At 58.4% G+C, this 399-nt stretch carries 1 protein-coding gene; it reads right to left on the bottom strand.

Going from position 1 to position 399, the window contains the following annotated elements; translation table 11 throughout:
* Positions 1-399: hypothetical protein (locus ACODRW_RS24370; RefSeq protein ID WP_488906932.1), on the bottom strand; the 399-nt coding region annotated here is incomplete at both ends.

Here is a 399-nt window from a genome sequence, read left to right as displayed (position 1 = left end):
CTTCGTCCCATCCATCGCCAGCCACCTCGCGGTACGCGTCGATGGCTGCCTGCGCAAAAACCATGGCCTCGGCTTCGGTGTTGAACTGTTCAAATCCCGCGTCTGGGTCGTAGGCAAAGTACGACAGCCGGCCGGCAGGCGCCTGCTGAGCTATCAAGGAATCCTTGACGGTTGCCTGCGGCGCGGCAGCGAGCAAGGCGTGTGCTTCTTCAGACCATTCTGCTAGCGATGATGCATAAATCATGTCTTGTCCTTCGAAGGTACAAGCACCCCCTACTTCTTCTACGAATCTGTGCATACCAATCAAACTTTCAGCTAACTTCCGCCATCCGTCCGGCACGGCCGGCGCCTGCTGAGCTATCAAGGAATCCTTGACGGTTGCCTGCGGCGCGGCAGCGA

The sequence above is a fragment of the Chromobacterium sp. FG89 genome (assembly GCF_057808735.1).
The sequence above is the reverse complement of the archived record's forward strand: the minus strand, read 5'-3'. Positions and strand labels throughout refer to the sequence as shown.